Here is a 21,227-nt window from a genome sequence, read left to right on the forward strand (position 1 = left end):
CACCGAGCCCACGAACCGATGCGCCTGCTGCCCGCCACCACCGCCGTCCTGGTCCTCGCATTCGCAGCCGGCTCCACGCCCGCGCAGGAGCAGCGCCTGCCCGACATCGGCTCGTCCGCCGCCACCCTGCTCGGCCCGGCGCAACAGGAGGAGTACGGCAAGATGCTGCTGGCGCAGCTGCGCCACTACGGCTACATCCTCGACGACCCGCTGGTGGACAGCTGGCTGCGCGGCCTCGGCAACCGGCTGTCCGCGTCCAGCGACAGGCCGACGCAGGACTTCACCTTTTTCATGATGAAGGACCGGTCGGTCAACGCCTTCGCCACCCTCGGCGGCTATATCGGCACCAACGCCGGCCTGGTACTGACTGCCGGCAGCGAGGACGAGGTCGCGGGCGTCCTTGCCCATGAGGTCGCCCACGTCACCCAGTCGCATGTATTGCGTGGCGTCGAACGTGCGCAGCGCGACAGCGTGCCGATGCTGCTGGCCATGCTGGGCGCGATCGCGGTGGCCAGCCAGTCCAGTGGCAACTCGTCGGGGGATGCTGCAATGGCGGCGATCGCAGGCGCGCAGGGTTTGGCTTTGCAGCGCCAGATCGACTACACGCGGTCCAACGAGTCCGAAGCCGACCGTCTGGGCATGCGCACCCTGTCGCGCAGCGGCTACGACACGACCGCGATGGCCAGGATGTTCGAGCGCATGCAGGCCCTGTCGCGCACCAACCAGGGCGGTGAACGCGAGCGCATGCCCGACTACCTGCGCACCCACCCGGTCACGACCACGCGCATCAGCGAAGCGCGCCAGCTCGCCGAACAGTACGCGGCCTCCCCCGGCACCCAGGCCCTGGCAACGCGCGGCCTTGCCGGCGACAACCCACTGCTTCCGCACGGGCTGCGGATCGGCCCCTCCCCGGCCACGGCCGGAGACGGCCGCTTCGCGTGGGCACGCGAGCGGCTGCGCGTGCTGAGCGCGGACACGCCGCCGGCGGCAATTGCCGAATACCAGCGGCTGGCTCGCGCGGGAGCCCTGGACGACGCACAGCGCTACGGGCTCGGCGTGGCCCAGCTCCTCGCCGGCGATGGCGCAGCGGCCGCCAGGGAGTTCGAAGCCCTGCTGCCCGCGCACGGCAGCGACACCTGGCTTGCCATCGGCTTGGCCCAGGCGGACGCGCGTCGTGGCCGCCACGCCGCCGCCGATGCGCGTTTCGAAACCCTGGTCCAGCGCATGCCCCGCAACCGCGCGGTGGTGCTTGCCTATGCGGAGACACTGGGCGAACGCAACAATGCCGAAGCCGGGCGTCGCGCCCAGGACATCCTGCGGCCGCTGCTCGGCAGTTCGAGCGAGGACCCGGTGTTCCAGCGCACCTTCGCGCGCGCCAGCGAGATCGCCGGCGACCCGGTCCGCGCCGGCGAGGCCTGGGCCGAATCGTCCTTCCTCAATGGCCGCGCCGAGGCGGCCCTGATGCAGCTCAATACGCTGCGCCGCCGCGAGGACCTCGACTATTACGCACGCGCGCGCATCGACGCGCGCATCGCCGCCATCACCCCGACCGTGCTCGAGCTGCAGCGCCAGGGCATCCGCGACCCCGACCTGCGCCGCTGAGGCGCTGGATGCGACGGATGTGCACCGGCCTGTGTAACCAAACCGTCACCAAACCGTCGTCTAATGCCTGCGTCCCCCTTCCGCGAGCCGTGAACGCGTGCAAAAGCGCATCCTCATCGTCGACGACGAGCCGGCAATCCGCGACATGGTCGCCTTTGCGCTCCGCAAGGGCGACTACGACCCGGTCCATGCCGGTGACGCCCGCCAGGCGCAGGAAGCGATCGCGGACCGCGTGCCCGACCTGATCCTGCTCGACTGGATGCTGCCCGGCACCAGCGGCATCGAGCTGGCACGGCGCTGGCGGCGCGAGCCGCTGACGCGCGACGTGCCGATCATCATGCTGACCGCCCGCGGTGAGGAAAACGACCGCGTCGGCGGCCTGGAAGCCGGCGTCGACGACTACGTGGTCAAGCCGTTTTCCTCGCGCGAGCTGCTGGCACGGATCCGCGCGGTCATGCGCCGCTCGCGCGAAGACGACGAGGACGGCAGCGTCCACGTCGGCGGGCTGCGCATCGACGGCGCCGCCCACCGCGTGTTCGCCGGCGCCGAACCGGTCTCGATCGGGCCTACCGAATACCGGCTGCTGCATTTCTTCATGACCCATCCAGACCGCGTGTACTCGCGCTCGCAGCTGCTCGACCACGTCTGGGGCGGCAGTGTCTATGTCGAGGAGCGCACGGTCGACGTGCATATCCGTCGCCTGCGCAAGACGCTGGAGCCTGTCAGCCTCGATGCGATGGTGCAGACGGTGCGCGGCGCGGGTTACCGATTCTCCGCCTCCGTCTAGACTGGCGGCATGCCGCCCACCGCAAATTCCGCCTGGCTGCGTACCGTCGCCACCCTGGCCACGGTGCTCGCGGGCGCGCTTGTCGTGGGCTTGGCGCTCGGCAAGCCGTGGCCGGCACTCGCGCTGGCGGCGCTCGCGCTGCTGGCCGGCCATGTGCTGCGCCTGCGCCGACTTCTGGCGCGCGTCGATACCCGCCAGCGCATGCCGCCTCCGGGCCATGGCCGCGGCGCGTGGAGCGAGGTCGAGCGCCTGCTGCACCGCAAGCGGCAGGATGCACGCGCCCGCGACCGCCGCCTGGTCGAGATGCTGCGCGCCTACCGCACCGTCGCCTCGGTGCTTCCCGACGCGCTGGTGATCGTCGACCGCAACAGCCAGCGGCTGCTGTGGTCGAACACCGCCGCGGGTGCCCTGCTCGGCCTCGACTACCCGCGCGACCAGGGCGCGAGCATCAGCGAGCGGCTGCAGCCGCTGCCGATGGCACGCTGGCTCAGCGCCGGCCGGCACGCCGAGCCGATGTTCGACGTCGCCTCGCCCGTCGATGCCAGCCTGCGCCTGAGCCTGCGCCTGATCCCCTACTCCGATTCGCTGTGGCTGCTGGTCGCCCGCGACGTCGGCAAGATGGTCCGCCTGGAGCAGATGCGCCGCGATTTCGTGGCCAATGTCTCGCACGAGCTGCGCACGCCGCTGACCGTGGTGCACGGCTACCTGGACATGTTCGACCCGGAGGACAATCCGGAGTGGGCACCGATGCTGGCGGAGATGCAGCGCCAGTCGCAGCGCATGACCCAGCTGGTCGAGGACCTGCTGACCCTGTCGCGGCTGGAAGCGCAGGAGGCGCTGCCGGACGAGCCGGTGTCGATGGCATCCATGCTGGCCACGTTGCGGCGCGAGGCCGAAGCGCTCAGCCAGGGCCGGCACGTGGTCACGGTCGCCGACCATGCCGGTGTCGACCTGGCGGGCTCCACTCGCGAGCTGCACAGTGCGTTCTCGAACCTCGTGGCCAACGCGATCCGCTACACGCCGAGCGGCGGCGAGATCTCGATCGAATTCACGCGCAGCCCGGATGGCGGCGCGGACCTCGCGGTGCGCGACAGCGGTTACGGCATCCCTGCCGACCACCTCCCGCGCCTCACCGAACGCTTCTATCGCGTGTCCACCAGCCGCACCCGCGAGACCGGTGGCACCGGGCTGGGGCTCGCGATCGCCAAGCACGTGCTGCAGCTGCACCAGGCCCGCCTCGGGATCGAGAGCGAGGTCGGGCGTGGCAGCACGTTCACCTGCCACTTCGTCGCGGCGCGCATCGTAGAGCGCGACGACGACCACCACGGAGCACAGCGCGCCCATGAGCACGCCCCGTAAGACGCCCAAGCGGCGCGCCAGCGCGCCCCGGTCGAACAAGCTGGCAACCTCGATGCAGGCGCCGGCGTCCGCTGCCGTCGCCGCCACGACCGAGCAGCCAGAGTCCGACCCGCTGCGCGATCCCGCCCTGTACCTCAACCGCGAGCTGTCGCAGCTGGATTTCAACTTCCGGGTGCTCGCCCAGGCCCAGGATGCTTCGATGCCGCTGCTCGAACGCCTGCGCTTCCTGTGCATTTCCTGCACCAACCTCGACGAGTTCTTCGAGATCCGCGCCGCCACCGTGCGCCATGCGCAGGACTTCGACATGCCGCTGCCGGTCGATGGCCTGGCCCCGGCCGCCGTGCTCAAGCGCATCCACGAACGCACCGCGGACCTGGTCGAGGCGCAATACCAGTGCTGGAACGAGGTCCTCCGCCCGGCGCTGTCCGACGCCGGCGTGCGCGTGCTGTCGCGAGATACCTGGAACGCGCGCCAGAAGCGCTGGCTGCGCGCCTATTTCCGCGAAGAGATCCTGCCGGTGCTGTCGCCGCTCGGACTCGATCCGTCGCATCCGTTCCCCAAGATCCTCAACAAGTCGCTGAACCTGGTGGTGGTGCTGAAGGGCAAGGATGCATTCGGGCGCAGCGGGCACCTGGCGATCGTCCGCGCGCCGCGCTCGCTGCCGCGGATCATCCGCCTGCCCGAACGCGTGTCGGGCGGCGAGCACGACTTCGTGTTCCTGTCGGCGATGCTGTCGGAGTTCGTGGACGACCTGTTCCCGGGCATGACGGTGAAGGGCGCGTACCAGTTCCGCGTCACCCGCAACTCGGAGCTGATCGTCGACGAGGACGAGATCGAGAACCTGGCGCTGGCGCTGCGCGACGAACTGGTCGGCCGTGGCTACCTGCGCGCGATGCGCCTGGAGATCGCATCCGATTGCCCGAAGCCGATCGTCGAGGGGCTGCTGCGCAACTTCGACCTGCCCGACAACGCGGTGTACCGGATCAACGGACCGGTCAACCTCAACCGCGTGATCCAGGTCTACAACGAGGTGGACCGCCCTGAACTGAAGTTCCCGGCCTTCCAGCCCCGGCAATTGTCGGGCATCGACACGATGTTCGAGCGCATCGCCGCCGGCGACGTGCTCCTGCACCACCCGTTCGACGCCTTCACGCCGGTGCTGGAACTTCTCAAGCAGGCGTCGAGTGACCCCGGCGTGCTCGCCATCAAGCAGACGCTGTACCGCACCGGCAAGGACTCGGCGATCGTCGAGCACCTGGTGCAGGCGGCGCGCAACGGCAAGGACGTCACCGTGGTGGTCGAGCTGCGCGCGCGCTTCGACGAGGAGGCCAACCTCGGCCTCGCCGACCGCCTGCAGGACGCCGGCGTGCAGGTGGTGTACGGGGTGGTGGGCTACAAGACCCACGCCAAGATGCTGCTGGTGGTACGCCGCGAGGGCAAGCGCATGCGCCGCTACGTGCACATGGGCACCGGCAATTACCACAGCGGCACCGCGCGTGCCTACACCGACATCGGGCTGCTCACCGCCGATCCCGGAATCGGCAGCGACGTGCACCAGATCTTCCAGCAGATCTCCGGCCTGGCGCCGGCGATCCGGCTCAAGCGCCTGCTGCAATCGCCTTTCACCCTGCATGCCGGCGTGATGGCGCGCATCGAGCGGGAAGCGGAGCTCGCACAAGCCGGGCGCCCGGGCCGCATCATCGCCAAGATGAACGCCTTGAACGAGCCGCAGGTGGTGCGTGCCCTGTATGCCGCCTCTCAAGCCGGCGTGCAGATCGACCTGATCGTGCGCGGTGCCTGCACGCTGCGCCCGGGGATCCCGGGGGTCTCCGACAACATCCGCGTGCGCTCCATTGTCGGCCGCTTCCTCGAGCACAGCCGCGTGTACTGGTTCGGGAACGACGGCCAGCCTGAGACCTTCTGCGCCAGCGCCGACTGGCTGGAGCGCAACCTGCTGCGGCGCGTGGAAACCTGCTTCCCGATCATCGACCCGGTGATCGCCGAACGCGTGCGCCAGGAAACGCTCGACAACTACCTGGCCGACAACACCAGCGCCTGGGAGCTGCAGGACGACGGCAGCTACCACCAGCTCGCGCCCGCCGAAGGCGAACCGCCGCATTCCGCGCAGGCGGCGCTGATGGCCGGGACCGGCGGATGAACGACGCCCGCCTCCAGGCGACAGCCTCGCAGTCGCAGCCGCTGGTCGACGGCGACATGCTGGCCGCGATCGACCTCGGCTCCAACAGCTATCACATGGTCGTTGCGCGCTACACGCTGGGCCAGCTGCGCATCGTCGACCGCCTGCGCGAGACGGTGCGCATGGCCGAAGGCCTCGATGCCAAGGGCGGGCTGGTGGTCGAGGTGCGCCAGCGCGCGCTGCAGTGCCTGGCGCGTTTCGGCCAGCGTATCCGCGACATCCCGCCGCACCGCGTGCGCGCCATCGCCACCAATACCGTGCGCCGGCTCGCCGCGCCGCAGGCGTTCCTGATGCCGGCCGAGACCGCGCTCGGCCACGCGATCGAAGTCGTGTCCGGTCGCGAGGAGGCACGCCTGGTGTACCTCGGCGTCGCGCATGCGCAACCGCCGAAAAACGACCAGCGCCGGCTGGTGATCGACGTCGGCGGTGGTTCGACCGAATGCATCATCGGCCGCGGCTTCGCCACCATTGAACGCGAGAGCGTGCAGGTCGGGTCCATCGCGACCACCCGCCGCTTTTTCGCCAACGGCCGGCTGTCGCGGCGCAAATGGCGCGATGCGCTGATCGAGGTGTCCGCCGAGTTCCAGCAGTTCGCGAGCGCCTACCGCAGCCTCGGCTGGCACGAAGCGATCGGCACCTCGGGCACCAACAAGGCGATCGGCGAAATCTGCGCGACCATGAAGCTCACCAAGGGTGCGATCACCGCCGAGGCCCTCGCCACCGTGCGCGAGCGGCTGCTGCGCGCGGAGCACATCGACGACATCGACCTGCCGTCACTGTCGGCGGACCGCCGTCCCATCATCGCCGGCGGACTGCTCGCCCTGGAGGCTGCGTTCGACACGCTCGGGCTGCAACGGATGATGGTCAGCAAGGCCGCGCTGCGCGAAGGCGTGCTGCACGACATGCTGGGGCGCGCCGGCGATGCCGATCCGCGCGAGGCGTCGATCGCGGCGCTGGTGCTGCGCTACGGCATCGACCAGGCCCAGGGTGCCCGCGTCGCGGCCACCGCGCTGGCGCTGTTCGACCAGGTCGCGGCGGCGTGGTCGCTGTCGCCCGACGACCGCCTGATGTTGAACTGGGCCGCCCAGCTGCATGAGCTCGGGCTCTCCATCGCGCACAGCCAGTACCAGGTGCACGGCGCCTACGTGGTCGAGTACTCCGACATCGCCGGTTTCTCGCGCCAGGAGCAGCAGTTCCTTGCCGCGCTGGTGCGTACGCACCGGCGCAAGGTTCCGAAGTCCGCCTTCGAGGCGCTGCCCGACCGCCTGCTGCCGGAGGCGCGCCGCCTGGCGATCCTGCTGCGGGTGGCGGTCCTGCTGCACCGCGGCCACGAGGAAGCCGACATCCCCGACCTGCGCGTCGTGGCAGAAGGCAACATGCTGTCGCTGCAGCTCCCGCCGCGCTGGCTCGGCGAACGTCCGCTGCTGCAGGCGGACCTGGACGGCGAGCCGGGCGAGATCGGCGCCCTCGGGATCGTGTTCCGGCTGGGCTGACGCCCGGCGCGCCCTGGTCTGGCGCGCCGGTCAACCCTTCGCGCGGGCCGAATAGATGCGCACTTCGGTCCTGCCGTCCGGCTTGGGCACGAATACCATCTGCGTCTGCGACAGCACGCTGCCGCCGGCGGCGGTGATGTAGAACAGACCCCAGTCCTGCGCATCGCCCATCCGGTCGAAGCTGCCCACGATGCGGCAGCTGTCCTTCTTGCAGGCGATGTCGACGTTGGTTGGCGTCAGGCCGGTCCCGGCCATGGTTTCACCGGAGATGGTCTTCACCAGGAGGCTTTCGGTCTTCGGGCCGGTCACCGGATCGGCGACGTCGCGCGCGAACTGCGCCTCGAGTTCGCGCAGTTGGCGATCACGGTCCGCCGCCGCCTCTTCCGGCGATTGCGTGCGTCCCAATGCGCTGCCCTGGTCGCCATCGGCGCCGTCCAGCCGCGCGCCCGGCACGCGTTGCGCCGCGCGGCGCGGTGCCCGTTCCGCACCACCGGTTTCAAGCGCGGCCATGCGCTCGGTGAGCTGGGCGATCGCGTCGTCGTCGGGCCTGCCGCGGTCTTTCTGGCCCCACACCAGGTTGGCCACCAGCGCGACCACCGCGATCGCGGCGATCGTCCACGGCAGGCGCTCCCTGAAACCCTTCTTGCTCGGCTCGACGCTCATTGCTGCTCCTGTGATCCAGGGCCGTCATGGCCGTGGCATGCCGCCCACTTTAAACGCAAGACGGCGATGGTTCCCGCCAACCGAGGCGTGCCGCGCGCACCATCCGCGACCGTATCGCCCCGATGCTATGCTCACGGCACCCAACACAGGAGCAGGGAATGGTGCATCGCGTCCTCGTGACACTGGCACTGGCGTGCGTCCTGCTGACGGCCTGCTCGGGCGGGCCCGTGCGCAGGGTGTCCGAGCCCGCCGCCAGCATCCAGCAGCTCACCGTGGCAGCCGATGGCAACTGGTCGCTCGACCTGCGGCTGCAGAATTACAGCAGCGTCCCGATGCGCTTCGACACCGTCACCCTCGACGTCCGCATCGGCGACCAGGCCGCTGGCCAACTGCTCCACCAACCGGCGCTCACCATCGGGCCGGAGTCAGCCGATGTGGTCACCATCAAGATGCGTCCCGACGCCGGCGCGCGGATGTTCCTCGCCGACGCCCTGGCCTCGCGCCGTGGCGTTGACTACGCGTTGGAGGGCAGCATCGATGCCGCCCCGGCCGATCGCGGTTCATCCCGCAGCTACAGGATTCTCCGCAAGAGCGCGCTGAGCCCGATGCCCGGCCTGCCCGGCGTGCTGCGCTGACCATCCGCGCCCCGCACCACGCACTCCACCCAGAACCAGGACACCGCGCGACACCATGAGCAACTACCAGGCCCCGATCGACGACGTCCGTTTCGTGCTCAACGACGTGTTCAACGCGCAGGCGCTGTTCGCGCGCCTCGGATTCCACGACGCCAGCGCCGATGTGGTGGATGCGGTGCTCGAGGAAGCCGCGCGCTTCACCGGCAGCGTGCTCGCGCCGCTCAACGCGGTCGGCGACCAGCAGGGCTGCCACCACGACCCGACGACGGGCGATGTCACCACGCCGGACGGCTTCAAGGCCGCGTATGCGCAGTTCATCGACGCCGGCTGGCCCGGCCTGACCGCCGACCCGGCCTTCGGCGGACAGGGCATGCCGCACATGCTGGGGCTGTCGGTCAACGAAATGATCAACGCCGCCAACCTCGCCTGGGGCAATTTCCCGCTGCTGTCGCACGGCGCGGTGATGGCGCTCGAGCGGCACGGCGAGGACTGGCAGCGCGAGGTGTTCCTGAAGCCGCTGGTCGAGGGCAGCTGGACCGGCACCATGTGCCTCACCGAGCCGCACTGCGGCACCGACCTTGGCCTGCTGCGCACGCGCGCGGAGCCCACCGCTGACGGCGCCTATGCCATCCACGGCACGAAGATCTTCATCACCGCCGGCGAGCACGACTTCACCGACAACATCGTGCACCTGGTGCTGGCGCGGCTGCCGGACGCGCCGCCCGGCCCCAAGGGCATCTCGCTGTTCGTGGCGCCCAAGCTCAAGGTCGGCCGCGACGGCAGCATCGGCGAACGCAACGCGCTGCGCTGCGGGTCGATCGAGCACAAGATGGGCATCAAGGGCTCGGCCACCTGCGTCATGAACTTCGACGGCGCCGAGGCTTATCTGGTCGGCGAAAAGCACGGCGGCCTCAAGGCCATGTTCACGATGATGAACTCCGCGCGCATCGGCGTGGGCCTGCAGGGCCTGGGGCTGTCGGAACGCGCGTACCAGAACGCACTGCGCTACGCCCGCGAACGCCTGCAGTCGCGCTCGCTGTCCGGGGCGAAGTTCCCCGACAAGCCCGCCGACCCGATCATCGTCCACCCCGACGTGCGGCGCATGCTGCTGTCAATCAAGTCGCTGGTGGAAGGCAGCCGCATGCTCGCGCTGCAGGCGGCCAGCCTGCTCGACATCGCCTCGCACTCCAGCGATCCCGACGAGCGCGCGCGCGCCGAGACCCTGGTCGGCTTCCTCACGCCGATCTCCAAGGCCTGCCAGACCGAATGGGGCATCGAGAACACCTACAACGCGCTGCAGTGCTTCGGCGGCCACGGCTACATCGTCGAACACGGCATGGAGCAACTGGCGCGCGACGCGCGCATCACCACCCTGTACGAGGGCACCACCGGCATCCAGGCGATGGACCTGATCGGGCGCAAGACCGCGTCCTCGCAGGGCGCCGGCCTGAAGCTGTTCCTGGCGGAAGTGGAAGCGTTCTGCGCCGCCCATGCCGACGATGCGGACCTCGGGGCCGATGTCGCCATCCTGCGCGCCAAGGCAGCGGAGTGGAGCGTGCTGACGAGGAACGTGCTGCAGCGCGCTGCCGCCAATCCGGAAGAGCTCGGCGCGGCCAGCCACGACTACCTGTTCTATTCCGGCTACGTGGTGCTGGCCTACTGGTGGCTGCGCGCCAGCGCCGCCGCGCGCGACTCGTCGCGTACCCAGGCGTTCAAGGACGCCAAGCGCGAGACCGCCCGCTTCTACTTCGCGCGCATCCTGCCGCGCACCCTTGCGCACGCCGAGGCGATGGCCTCCGGCGCCGCATCGCTGATGACGCTCGACGCCGACGCGTTCGACGCCTGACCGGCGTCTGCCGCCCCGCCGCCGGCCAGCTCCGGCGGCGCTACACAAGCGGTAACGGGGAGCGTATAAGCTGTTGTTCCCATGGAACCCGACAGAGCGAATCTTCGCCTCGTCCGCGGCATGGGCCCCGCCCCGCCGGCCGCCGTCGGCCCGCCGGAAGGCGCCGGCCGACATGCGCTTGATCGCGTGCGCCTGCTGTCCCTCGATGCCCACGGCCGCGCGCTCGACTGGATGAGCTGGCAGGACGCAACCTGCCTGTACGTCCGCGGCGCCGTGGCCTGGACGCTCGGTGATCCCTGTCTTGCGGTGCGCGGCGGCACCTGCCGCGCCACCGGTCTGCGCAGCCTGGTGCAACTTCATCCGATCGTCGCCGCGCGCAGCCAGGCACGCTCGCGCGCGCTCAATCCGACCCCGGCGCTGACCAACACCGCGCTGTTCGCACGCGACCAGCACCTGTGCCTGTACTGCGGGCGCGACGTCGCGCACCGCCACCTGACCCGCGACCACGTGCATCCGCTTTCGCAGGGGGGCGAGGACGCCTGGGAAAACGTGGTCACCGCCTGTTTCCACTGCAATTCGCGCAAGGGCGGGCGCACGCCGCAGCAGGCGTCCATGCCGCTGCTCGCGGTGCCGTACCGGCCAAGCTGGATCGAGCACCTGATCCTCTCGAACCGCAACATCCTCGCCGACCAGATGGCGTTCCTGAAGAGCCAGTTGCCGAAACAACCTCGCCACTGACCCGCATTCGGGCGCGCAACGCCGCGCAAGCGCGACCACGGTCACCAAACATCCGCGCCAGGTGACGCACAGCAGCCGCAACTGCCGCAGCGCGCGCGTTGACGCAGCTGGCACGCTCCCGGACACTCGCCGCTCATTGTTTCCGGAGTGTTCACCCATGTCGCTGACCCTCGGCCTGACCGGCATGGACCCGGCCACGGAAACCGCGCTCAAGGCCGCGTTCGATGATGGCAACGCACGCCTCGGCGGCGCGTGGCGCCTCGTCCCTGAAGCAGATGCCGACCACGTCGTGGTCGACATGGACAGCATGTACGGGCCGATGAGCTGGCTGCGCCTGCATGCCGCCGGACGCCACGTGATCGGACTGACGTCCGCGCCGCGCACCCAGACCGAGTTCCGGCTTGGTCGACCATTCGATGGCGCCCAGGTCGCGCAGCTGCTCGCCGATGTCGCGCGCAGCGTAGGTGTCGACCTCGCTGCCGCGCCGGCGGCAACCGCTGCGACCACTGTCGAAGACGCGCCCACCACGACCAGCGCTGCCGAGGGCGACTCCCCCGCCGCAACGGTCGTGGTGAAAACTGCCGTTCCCGTTGCGGCAGCCGCGGAGGTCGCCGAGCCGGATCCAGTCGCCGAACTGCGAGATGGTCCCGCAAGCACCGCCTCGCCCGGCGCCGCAGCCACCAGCGTCGAGGAAGTCGCGGAAGCCGCGGAAGCCGTCGAAATCGCTGCACCTGTACCGGACGACTTCGCCGCATGGCTGCGTCCCGGTGCGCTGTCCGGCCGCGTGTGCTTCCGCAGCGCCTCCGGCCCGACCCTGTTCATCGATGCCGACAACGACAGCTGGCACGGTCCGACGCCGTTGAATCCGCTCGCCGGCTATTTCCAGGGCGCGCTCGAAGCGTCGGACTTCGCCCCGGTCGACGCCGCCACCTGGGCGCGCGAGACCGCCGGTGCCGGCGCACAGCAGCCGCTGGCACGCCTTCGCTGGCTGGGTGGACTGCTTGCCGGTGGTGGTGCGCTGCTGCCCGGCCATGACCCTGCTGGCCGCTATGCGCTGACCAAGTGGCCGCAGACCGAGCGCGAGTATCCGCGTCACTTCCGCATCGCCACCGCGATGATGAAGGGGCCCGCGACCGTCGCCGAGATCGCGGAAGCCAGCGGCATCCCTGGCGCCGACGTCGCCGACTTCATCAATGCCAACCTGGCCACCGGCTACGCCGAGGCCGTGGCGGAGGCACCGCCGGTCATCGAAGAGCCGGAGAAGGCACGCTCGGGGGGCCTGCTGGGCCGCCTGCGCAATCGCTGAACACGGGGCCGGGATGCGGCTGCGGCGGCCACCACGCCCCGCGGCTCCCGGCCGTCTTACAATATGCGGATGATCGACTCCACCCGCCATCCGCGCCTCGCGCGCATCGACAACCCTGCGCGCCTGCGCGAATTCGACGAGGCCGAGCTGCCCGCGATCGCGGACGAGCTGCGCGCCTACCTCATTGAATCAGTCGGCAAGAGCGGCGGCCACTTCGGCGCCGGCCTTGGCGTGGTCGAACTGACCACCGCCCTGCACTACCTCTACGACACCCCGCGCGACCGCATCGTCTGGGACGTCGGCCACCAGGCCTATCCGCACAAGATCCTGACCGGCCGCCGCGACAGCATCCACACCGTTAAGCAGAAGGACGGCGTGGCGCCGTTCCCCAAGCGCGAGGAGAGCGAGTACGACACCTTCGGCGTCGGCCACTCCTCGACCAGCATCTCGGCCGCGCTGGGCATGGCGATCGCGTCCGCGCGCGCCGGCGACGAGCGCAAGGTGGTCGCGGTGATCGGCGATGGCGCGATGACCGCGGGCATGGCCTACGAGGCGCTCAACCACGCCGGCGGCATGGACCCCGAGCCCAACCTGCTGGTGGTGCTCAACGACAACCGCATGTCGATCAGCGAGAACGTCGGCGGACTGACCAAGATGCTCGGCCGCGCCACCGGCAGCCAGACGCTCAACGCGCTGCGCGAGGGCGGCAAGAAGCTGCTCGGCGACAAGCGCGGCGCGCCGGCGAAGTTCGTGCGCCGCTGGGAAGAACACTGGAAGGGCATGTTCGTTCCGTCCACGCTGTTCGAGGAGATGGGCTTCCATTACACCGGCCCGATCGATGGCAACGACATCAAGGCGCTGGTCTCGGCGCTGAAGGTGGTGCGCGGCCTGAAGGGCCCGCAGCTGCTGCACGTCATCACCACCAAGGGCAAGGGCTACGAGCGCGCCGAGGGTGACCAGATCGGCTATCACGCGGTGTCGCCGTTCGATCCCGACCAGGGCCTGGTGTCCAAGCCCGGCGCGGTCAAGAAGCCCACGTATACCGACATCTTCGGCGACTGGCTGTGCGACATGGCGGCGGCCGACGACACGTTGATGGCGATCACCCCCGCCATGCGCGAAGGCTCCGGCCTGGTGCGTTTCAGCAAGGAATATCCGGCGCGCTACTTCGATGTCGCCATCGCCGAGCAGCACGCGGTCACGTTGGCGGCCGGCATGGCCTGCGAAGGCGCGAAGCCGGTCGTCGCGATCTACTCGACGTTCCTGCAGCGCGGCTATGACCAGCTGGTGCACGACGTCGCCGTGCAGGACCTCGACGTGCTGTTCGCGATCGACCGTGGCGGCGTGGTCGGCCCCGATGGCGCCACCCACGCCGGCAACCTCGACCTGAGCTACCTGCGCTGCGTGCCCAACATGGTGGTGATGGCGCCCGCCGACGAACACGAGTGCCGGCAGATGCTGTCCACAGGCTTCCGCCATCGCGGCCCCGCGGCGGTGCGCTATCCGCGCGGCAGCGGGCCCGGCGTCGCCGCCGGCAGCGATCTCGACACGCTGCCGATCGGCAAGGCCGAGCTCCGCCGCACCGGCACGCGCGTCGCCCTGCTCGCGTTCGGCGCCACGGTGCCGGCGGCCGAAGCGATCGCCGCCGAACTCGATCTCACCGTGGTCAACATGCGCTTCATCAAGCCGCTCGACCGCGAGCTGATGCTGCAGCTGGCGGCGAGCCACGAAGGCTTTGTCACCATCGAAGACAACGTGGTCATGGGCGGCGCGGGCTCCGCGGTCTCCGAGCTGCTGGCGGCCGAAAACGTGCTGCTGCCGGTCCTGCACCTCGGCCTGCCCGATGCCTTCCAGCACCACGCCAGCCGCGAGGACCTGCTGGCCGAGGCCGGAATCGATGCCGCCGGCATCCGCGCCGCTGTCCTTTCGCGCTGGCCGCAGGTCGCGCTGCCCGCGTCTGCGGCGCGCACCGCCGCGGGCTGACCGCCGCGGCGGGACTCAGGGCGCCTGGACGTCGTAGCCGCGTGCGCGCAGCTGCGCCAGCAGGCCGTCATCCGCCATGAGTTGCGACATCGGCAGCACGGCGAAGCTCACCGCGTTGTCGGCCAGCGCCTTGTCGACGTTGGCCAGCCACGCAGCGTCGGCGCGCGCGCGCAGGTCGTCGAATCCCAGCCGCCGGGCGATCGCGCTGGTCGTCAACGCCTCCGCGCACGACCTGTAATGGTCCTCGTAGGGGAGCGCGCGGAGCGCTTCGAGGTCGCCGTCGGCCCAGGCATTGGCGCGCGCGCGCATGTTGTCGAGGTCGGTTTCGATGCGTGCCATGGTGCCCGCGAAGCACTCGCGGTCGGCGAGGTCGCTGTCGTTGAGTTCCTTCAACGCGGCCTTGGGGTCCTCCAGCGTGAGGACGACCTTGCTTTCGACCAGCGGCACTCCGGCATCCTTCGCCGCCTTGCGCACCACCGGCGCGACCACGCCGGTCATGCGCAAGCCGGACTTCTTCAATGCCGCTTCGTAGAGCTCCTGCGCCGCCACCAGCGGCCGCCGCTTCTCCACGCCGCGGTCATGGCCCATGTAGCGCGCCTTGAGCACCTCCCACCGGGCATACAGGTCCGCCGAAACCACTTCGCGCAGCGGCCGCTTGGCCGGGTTGTTGCGTGCGCGCAGCATCGCCGGCACCAGGGCCAGGCCCCGGAACATCCCGATGTCGGAATTCACGGCCACGTAAGGCGCCTCGATGACCGCCTGCGAGCGCGCGATGACCGCCTCGACGGCGGCCGAATTCCAGTCCATGCGCCGCGGCAGGGGCGACACCGTGCCGAGGATGTGGAGCACGTGATCAGCCTTGGTCACCTTCCACATGCCGGGACCGGGCCGCGTGCCCGATACCACCATTGCCTCGAGGTCGCGGATGTCGGGGGCCCCGGTGGTGGGCGCGGCAGGTTGCGCTGCGGCAGGGATACCCATGACCGCCAGGCAGAGCCCGAGGGCCACGGCGAGCGCGGCGCTGCAACAGCGCACAGCATGCAAGACCCTCATACAGGACTCCCCGATTGTGAATACGACATTGTAGGAGCAAGCCGCGGGACGAAGGTCCAGCGGCCGTCACACCCGCCGGTCGCGCACTATAATCCCGCTGCGCCGGGCATCGCCCCGGCCAAACGGGGGGGAACGCGTTGCAGGACCCGCAAACGGCACGCCTGGCGCCGGCACGTGGCACGGGCTTCGATTTGCTCCGCACCCAGTTGACGCTGCCGCGGCGCGTCTACCCGTATCGCGTCCTGGGCATGGCACTCGGCGCGCTGGCGATTGCAACCGTGCTGCTCGAACTGCAGGCGGGAACGCTCCTCTGGGCGCTGTGCGTGTTCACGGGAGTGGTCTGGCCACAGCTCGCCCACCTGCTGGCACAGCGCAGCGCGTCGCCCTTCGCGGCCGAGCAGCGCAACCTCATCGCCGACTCGGCGCTCGCGGCGCTCTGGGTCCCGCTGCTGCATTTCAACCTGCTTCCGGCCGTGCTGCTGCTGGCACTCCCTGCCGCGGACAAGGTCAACACCGACATTCCCGGGCTGTACCGGCGCACCTTGTTGCCGACATGCGTCGCGATCCTCGCGGGCGGCCTGGCCACGGGCTTTGCGTTCGCGCCCTCGTCCAGTACCGCGGTGGTGCTGGCCTGCATGCCGATGTTGCTGATCCACACGCTGGCCGTGAGCCATGGGCGACGCAGACTGGTGGCGAAGGTGCTGCGCAAGAACCAGGAGCTCGACCTGCTCAGCCGCACCGACATGCTGACCGGGCTGCGCTCGCGCGATCACTGGGAACGCGAGGTTGCGCGCACCCTGCACGAGGTGCACGCGGGAGCGTCCCCCGCAGTGCTGGTGATGATCGACATCGACGGGTTCAAACAGGCCAACGACCGCTACGGCCACATCGCCGGTGATGCGCTCCTGCGCGCGGTGGCTGCCCTGCTGCAGGAAACCCTGCGACCCGGCGACATCGGCGGGCGTTACGGCGGGGACGAGTTCGCGGTGGTATGCCCGGCCACCGGCCTGACCGAGGCGGCCGCGACGGCCGAGGCGTTCCGCGCCGCCGTCGAGACCATCCGCCTGCCGCAGGCGCCCGACCTGTCGCACTCGGTGAGCATCGGCATCGCGTCGGCGCGGCCCAACCACGCACGCATCGAAGACTGGGTCAACGCCGCCGACGCAGCGCTGTACGAAGCCAAGCGCAGCGGTCGCAATCGCATGGTGCTCGCACGCACGTGACCCGACCGGCCACGCGCGGCCAATAAAAAACGGCCCGCGAATGATCGCGGGCCGTTGAAGTCACACAAATTTGGTCGGGGTAGCCGGATTCGAACCGACGACCACTTGTCCCCCAGACAAGTGCGCTACCAGGCTGCGCTATACCCCGGATGGGTGCGGATTATAGCCGGCGCCGCGCCTTCATGCGCGCTCTCGCCGGCAAGTTGTTCAACGACGCAGGAGCTGCAGGACGTCTTCGAGCTCCAGCCGCACCTGGCGGATGATCTGGCTGCTGAGCGCGGACTCGTCCTTCGCGTCTTCGCCCTCGAGCCGCAGGCGGGCGCCACCGATGGTGTAACCCTGCTCGTACAGCAGGCCGCGGATCTGGCGCACCATCAGCACGTCGTGGCGCTGGTAGTAGCGCCGGTTGCCACGGCGCTTGACCGGGCTGAGGCTCGGGAATTCGGTTTCCCAGTAGCGCAGCACGTGCGGCTTGACGTCGCACAGCTCGCTCACTTCACCAATGGTGAAGTAGCGCTTGGCCGGGATGGGCGGGAGTTCTCGGTTGCTGCCGGGGTCAAGCATGGGTGCCTCCCGCGTACGCTTCCACGCGTTCCTTGAGCTTCTGGCCGGGACGGAAGGTGACCACCGTGCGCGCGGAAATCGGGATTTCCTCGCCGGTCTTGGGGTTGCGGCCGGGACGCTGGTTCTTGCGGCGCAGGTCGAAATTGCCGAAGCCGGAGAGCTTCACCTGGCGACCGCCCTGCAGGGCTTCGCGCAGGGCGACGAAGAACGCGTCCACGAATTCCTTCGCTTCGCGCTTGTTCAGGCCAACCTCTTCGTACAACCGTTCGGCCATTTCCGCCTTCGTCAACGCCATGCCATCCCCCTGCTCAACCTCTGATCCGCGCTCCGTGCGCAACCGCCACCGCGCTGGTGACCGAAACCACCACCGCATCCACATCGCGGTCGGTCAGCGTGCGTGAATCGTCCTGCAGAATCAAGCCCATCGCGACACTCTTGAATCCCGTTTCTACGCCCTTCCCGGCGTAGACGTCGAACACGCGCAGAGCGCGCAGCACCGGTCCTGCGGCGGCCCGCGCCGAGGCTTCAAGATCCGCCCACGCCACCGTGTCGGCAACGATGAATGCGAGGTCGCGGCGCACCGAGGGGAACTTCGACTGCGCCCGCGCGCGCGGCACTTCGCGCATGCGCAGCGCGGCCAGGTCGAGTTCAAACGCAACCACGGGGTGGTCGAGCCCGAGCGCCTGCTGCAGGCGCGGGTGCAGCTCGGCGATCGCACCGACCACCTGGCCGTCGCGCAGCACCTCCGCAGCCCGGCCCGGATGCGCCCAGGCAGGCGTGGCCGGGCGGAACGCCAGCGTGGTCCCGGAGAGCGCGGCAAGGCCCTCCAGGTCGCCCTTGAGGTCGTGGAAGTCGACTCGACGGGCGGGCACGCCCCACTGCTCGATGGCGGCGTCGCCGCAGGCCACGGCGGCGATGCGCGGCGTTTCCAGCGGCGCGGCGCCTTCGCCCGCAGCGGTGAATACCTTGCCGAGTTCGAACAGGCGCACGCGGCCCTGCTGGCGCGCGACGTTGCGCGCCAGCGCGTCCACCAGCCCGGGCAGCAGCCGCGGCCGCATCACGCCGAGCTCGGCGCTGAGCGGGTTGGCCAGCGGCACCAGCGCCTCGTCCGCCTGCCACGTGGCTAGCAGCCCCGCATCGACAAAGGCGTAGTTGATGGCCTCCAGGTAGCCACGCGCGGCGAGCGCGCGGCGCAGGTCGTGTTCGGGCAATTCGGTTTCCGATGCCGCCACCAGCCGCATCGCACCGCCTGGCAGCGTGGTCGGGATGGCGTCGTAGCCGTGGATGCGCGCGACCTCTTCGATCAGGTCCTCTTCGATCGCCAGGTCGAAGCGGCGCGTCGGCGCGGTCACCGTCCAGCCTTCGTCGCCCGCCGCAACGCCCAGCCCCAGCGCGCGCAGGATGCGCTCCACGTCGGCATCGGCGATGGCGATGCCCAGCACGCTCGCCAGGCGCGCGCGGCGCAGCGGAATGATCGCCGGCCGCGGGAGATGCTGCGCCTGTTCCACCGCGACCACCGGGCCGGGCACGCCGCCGGCGATGTCGAGGATCAGGCGCGTCGCGTATTCCATCGCAGTGCGGGGCAGTTCCGGGTCCACGCCGCGCTCGAAGCGATGGCCGGCATCGGTATGCAGGCCGAGCTTGCGGCCGCGGCCGATGATCGCGGCCGGCGCGAAGTGCGCGGCCTCGAGGAAGACATCGCGCGTCGCGTCGGTGACGCGGGTATCGAAGCCGCCCATCAGACCCGCGAGGCCGACGGCGCGGTCGGCATCGGTGATCACCAGGAAGCCGGGATCAAGCGCGGCATCACGGCCGTCGAGCAGCTTCAGCGCCTCGCCATCGCGCGCGCGGCGCACACCGACCGGCCCGTGCAGCAGGCTGCGGTCGTAGGCGTGCATCGGCTGGCCGAGTTCGAGCATCACGTACTGGGTGACATCGACCAGCAGCGACAGCGGACGAACGCCGCTGCGGCGCAGGCGTTCGGCCATCCACGCAGGCGTCGGACGACTGGCGTCGACGCCTTCGATGACGCGGCCGACATAGCGTGGCGCATCGGCGCCGGCATCGAGCGTGACCGCGAGCGTCGCAGCACCCTGCGCGGGCACCGGCGTGGCGTCGAGCTCCACCACTGCACTGCCGCAAGCCGCCGCCACGTCATAGGCGATGCCGCGCACGCTGAAGCAGTCGGCGCGGTTGGGCGTCAGCTTGAGCTCGATGCTGGCGTCCGGCAGGCCGAGGTAGGCCGCCAGCGGCGTTCCGGGCGACGCGTCGGCGGGAAGTTCCAGCAGGCCGGAGGCGTCGGCATCGATGCCCAGTTCTTTCGCCGAGCACAGCATGCCGTTGGAGTCGACGCCGCGAAGCTTGGCGGCCTTGATCACCAGCTCGCCAACCTGCGTGCCAATGGTGGCGAGTGGCGCGACCAGGCCCGGGCGCGCATTCGGCGCGCCGCAGACGACCTGCAGCAGCGCACCGCCGCCGGCGTCGACCTGGCAGACCTGCAGGCGGTCGGCTTCGGGATGCTTTTCGGCGGACACGATGCGCGCCACCACCACGCCGTCGAGCGCGGCGCCGAGCGGCGTGAGTTCTTCGACCTCCAGGCCGATCGCGGTCAGCGTGGCCGCGAGCTCATCGCGCGAGGCGGTGGTGGAGACGTGCTGGCGCAGCCAGTTCTCGGAAAATTTCATGCGGCGGCCTCAGGCGAACTGGCGCAGGAAGCGCACGTCGTTGTCGAAGAAACTGCGCAGGTCGTCCACGCCGTAGCGCAGCATCGCAAAGCGCTCCACGCCCAGGCCGAACGCGAACCCGGTATAGCGCTCCGGATCAATGCCGACGTTGCGCAGCACGGTGGGGTGGACCATGCCGCAGCCGAGCACTTCCAGCCAGCGGGTGGAGCCATCCGGCTGGGCCCAGGCGATGTCGACCTCGGCGGACGGCTCGGTGAACGGGAAATAGCTCGGCCGGAAGCGCATCTCGAAGTCGCGCTCGAAGAACGCGCGCACGAACTCCACCAGCGTGCCCTTCAGGTCGGCAAAGCTCGCGTGCTCGCCGACCAGCAGGCCTTCGCACTGGTGGAACATCGGGGTATGCGTCTGGTCGGAATCGCTGCGGTACACCTTGCCCAGCGCGATCATGCGCAGCGGCGGCGCGTGCTCCTGCATGTAGCGCACCTGCACGCCCGAGGTGTGGGTGCGCAGCAGGCGGCCATCGCCGAAGTAGAACGTGTCGTGCATGGCGCGCGCCGGGTGGTGCGGCGGGAAGTTCAGCGCCTCGAAGTTGTGGAAGTCGTCCTCGATCTCTGGGCCGTCGGCCAGTGCGTAGCCCAGGCGGCCGAAGATCTCGGCGATGCGCTCCATGGTGCGGCTGACCGGGTGCAGGCCACCGCGGTCGGCATCGCGGCCGGGCAGCGTTACGTCGATGGATTCGCCGGCCAGGCGCGCGTCGAGCGCGGCGGCATCGAGTGCGGCCTTGCGCTCCGCCAGCGCCTCGCCGATCGCGTCGCGGGCCCGGTTGATGGTTTCGCCAGCTGCCTTGCGCTGGTCGCCCGGCAGCGTGCCGAGTGTCTTCAGCAGTGCGGTGATGCTGCCGCTCTTGCCGAGCAGCGCGACGCGCAGCGCTTCAACCGCATCCGGTGCCTGCGCGGCGGCGATGTCGGCGAGCGCCTGCTGGCGGATGTGTTCGATGTCGGTCATCAGGGCACCTTCGGGGAGCCAAAACGAAACATGGGGAAGGACTTGCGCCCTTCCCCATGCGTGTACTGCGTTGTCCGCCTGGCCACCGC

At 69.9% G+C, this 21,227-nt stretch carries 17 protein-coding genes and 1 tRNA gene; 11 read left to right on the plus strand and 7 right to left on the minus strand.

The features are described 5' to 3' along the window. Positions 1–18: 18 nt before the first annotated feature. The 5 genes from JGR64_RS09590 to JGR64_RS09610 all read left to right on the plus strand — a co-directional run bounded on the left by JGR64_RS09590 (position 19) and on the right by JGR64_RS09610 (position 7,438). Positions 19–1,602 carry a M48 family metalloprotease gene (locus JGR64_RS09590; protein WP_199373116.1) on the plus strand — a complete coding sequence of 528 codons (1,584 nt, stop codon included), beginning with the start codon at positions 19–21 and terminating at the stop codon, positions 1,600–1,602. A 97-nt stretch (positions 1,603–1,699) separates the two neighbouring features. Further along, complete coding sequence (gene phoB, locus JGR64_RS09595; RefSeq protein ID WP_199373117.1) at positions 1,700–2,389, plus strand: phosphate regulon transcriptional regulator PhoB; 690 nt, start codon at positions 1,700–1,702, stop codon at positions 2,387–2,389. 9 nt (positions 2,390–2,398) lie between these two features. Beyond that, a complete protein-coding gene (phoR, locus tag JGR64_RS09600) occupies positions 2,399–3,748 on the plus strand; it encodes a phosphate regulon sensor histidine kinase PhoR (RefSeq protein ID WP_199373118.1) in 1,350 nt (449 codons plus the stop codon). Positions 3,749–3,800: 52 nt separating this feature from the next. Then, complete coding sequence (gene ppk1 / locus JGR64_RS09605; protein WP_199373268.1) at positions 3,801–5,906, plus strand: polyphosphate kinase 1; 2,106 nt, start codon at positions 3,801–3,803, stop codon at positions 5,904–5,906. Continuing rightward, the gene (locus JGR64_RS09610; RefSeq protein ID WP_199373119.1) at positions 5,903–7,438 is read left to right on the plus strand and encodes a Ppx/GppA phosphatase family protein; all 1,536 of its coding nucleotides are present in this window, start codon (positions 5,903–5,905) and stop codon (positions 7,436–7,438) included. The genes ppk1 and JGR64_RS09610 overlap by 4 nt, the downstream gene beginning before the upstream one ends. 30 nt (positions 7,439–7,468) lie before the next feature. Here the strand turns inward: JGR64_RS09610 and JGR64_RS09615 are convergent, their stop codons facing one another. Further along, positions 7,469–8,101, minus strand: a complete 633-nt coding sequence (locus JGR64_RS09615; RefSeq protein ID WP_199373120.1) for a hypothetical protein — start codon at positions 8,099–8,101, stop codon at positions 7,469–7,471. A 158-nt stretch (positions 8,102–8,259) separates the two neighbouring features. On the opposite strand from JGR64_RS09615, the gene JGR64_RS09620 reads away from it, so the two are divergent. The 5 genes from JGR64_RS09620 (at position 8,260) to dxs (ending at position 14,609) form a co-directional block, all read left to right on the plus strand. After that, a complete protein-coding gene (locus JGR64_RS09620; RefSeq protein WP_199373121.1) occupies positions 8,260–8,736 on the plus strand; it encodes an LEA type 2 family protein in 477 nt (158 codons plus the stop codon). A 55-nt stretch (positions 8,737–8,791) separates the two neighbouring features. Then, positions 8,792–10,582 (plus strand): acyl-CoA dehydrogenase C-terminal domain-containing protein, encoded by a 1,791-nt coding sequence (locus JGR64_RS09625; RefSeq protein WP_199373122.1) that lies wholly within the window; start codon positions 8,792–8,794, stop codon positions 10,580–10,582. Between the two features lie 81 nt (positions 10,583–10,663). Continuing rightward, the gene (locus JGR64_RS09630; protein WP_199373123.1) at positions 10,664–11,320 is read left to right on the plus strand and encodes an HNH endonuclease; all 657 of its coding nucleotides are present in this window, start codon (positions 10,664–10,666) and stop codon (positions 11,318–11,320) included. A 157-nt stretch (positions 11,321–11,477) separates the two neighbouring features. Continuing rightward, positions 11,478–12,626: a hypothetical protein gene (locus JGR64_RS09635; protein WP_199373124.1), complete on the plus strand. Its 1,149-nt coding sequence runs from the start codon at positions 11,478–11,480 to the stop codon at positions 12,624–12,626. Positions 12,627–12,695: 69 nt separating this feature from the next. Beyond that, positions 12,696–14,609 (plus strand): 1-deoxy-D-xylulose-5-phosphate synthase, encoded by a 1,914-nt coding sequence (gene dxs / locus JGR64_RS09640; protein ID WP_199373125.1) that lies wholly within the window; start codon positions 12,696–12,698, stop codon positions 14,607–14,609. Positions 14,610–14,624: 15 nt separating this feature from the next. On the opposite strand, the gene JGR64_RS09645 is transcribed toward dxs, so the two are convergent. After that, positions 14,625–15,590 (minus strand): TraB/GumN family protein, encoded by a 966-nt coding sequence (locus JGR64_RS09645; RefSeq protein WP_233348048.1) that lies wholly within the window; start codon positions 15,588–15,590, stop codon positions 14,625–14,627. Between the two features lie 263 nt (positions 15,591–15,853). Here JGR64_RS09645 and JGR64_RS09650 point away from each other — a divergent pair, with 263 nt between their 5' ends. Further along, positions 15,854–16,885, plus strand: a complete 1,032-nt coding sequence (locus JGR64_RS09650) for a diguanylate cyclase (RefSeq protein ID WP_199373127.1) — start codon at positions 15,854–15,856, stop codon at positions 16,883–16,885. A gap of 71 nt (positions 16,886–16,956) precedes the next feature. Here the strand turns inward: JGR64_RS09650 and JGR64_RS09655 are convergent. The 5 genes from JGR64_RS09655 to pheS all read right to left on the minus strand — a co-directional run bounded on the left by JGR64_RS09655 (position 16,957) and on the right by pheS (position 21,138). Continuing rightward, positions 16,957–17,033 (minus strand) — tRNA-Pro (locus tag JGR64_RS09655). Between the two features lie 59 nt (positions 17,034–17,092). Beyond that, the gene (locus JGR64_RS09660; RefSeq protein WP_199373128.1) at positions 17,093–17,449 is read right to left on the minus strand and encodes a MerR family transcriptional regulator; all 357 of its coding nucleotides are present in this window, start codon (positions 17,447–17,449) and stop codon (positions 17,093–17,095) included. Beyond that, the gene (ihfA, locus tag JGR64_RS09665; RefSeq protein ID WP_182820422.1) at positions 17,442–17,744 is read right to left on the minus strand and encodes an integration host factor subunit alpha; all 303 of its coding nucleotides are present in this window, start codon (positions 17,742–17,744) and stop codon (positions 17,442–17,444) included. Before ihfA ends, JGR64_RS09660 begins: the two co-directional genes overlap by 8 nt. A gap of 13 nt (positions 17,745–17,757) precedes the next feature. Beyond that, on the minus strand, positions 17,758–20,133 hold the full coding sequence (gene pheT / locus JGR64_RS09670) for a phenylalanine--tRNA ligase subunit beta (protein ID WP_199373129.1): 2,376 nt from the start codon (positions 20,131–20,133) through the stop codon (positions 17,758–17,760). A 9-nt stretch (positions 20,134–20,142) separates the two neighbouring features. Continuing rightward, on the minus strand, positions 20,143–21,138 hold the full coding sequence (pheS, locus tag JGR64_RS09675; protein WP_199373130.1) for a phenylalanine--tRNA ligase subunit alpha: 996 nt from the start codon (positions 21,136–21,138) through the stop codon (positions 20,143–20,145). Positions 21,139–21,227: the final 89 nt, after the last annotated feature.

The organism is Luteimonas sp. MC1572, from assembly GCF_016615815.1.
Taxonomy (GTDB): domain Bacteria; phylum Pseudomonadota; class Gammaproteobacteria; order Xanthomonadales; family Xanthomonadaceae; genus Luteimonas.